Annotated in this window: 1 pseudogene; it reads right to left on the reverse strand. The window is 64.1% G+C overall.

Going from position 1 to position 337, the window contains the following annotated elements:
• Nucleotides 1-186, reverse strand: a pseudogene (locus ON19_RS40200) (3,4-dihydroxyphenylacetate 2,3-dioxygenase); the annotation flags it as partial.
• Nucleotides 187-337 lie beyond the last annotated feature (151 nt).

The following is a 337-nucleotide window of genomic DNA, read 5'->3' on the forward strand; positions in this document are numbered from 1 at the left end:
AATGAGACCGAGCACACCTACATAGAACTCGCGCGACACGGCCAGGTCGGTCACGACCAGTTCGGCGTAAGCAACACGCAGAATGTCCGGCGGCGGGGATGAGGGGGTCGGCACCGGGTTGTCCGCCACGATGGGCGCTTCCCTCGAGATGGAGAAGCCGGAGGAGGTGGGAGTGCGTTGGCTCATCGTTGGTTCCTTGCTGTGACCGGGGGATCGGCGGTGGGTACTCACTTGCCGAAAGTGGGGTTCGGCACCTTGCCGAGGGTTATGTGGACCGCCTGCTGGTCGGTGTAGAAGTCGATGGAGCGGTAGCCGCCCTCGTGGCCGAGTCCGGAAG

Origin of the sequence: Nocardia abscessus NBRC 100374, assembly GCF_000308455.1 — a bacterium.
Lineage (GTDB): Bacteria > Actinomycetota > Actinomycetes > Mycobacteriales > Mycobacteriaceae > Nocardia > Nocardia abscessus.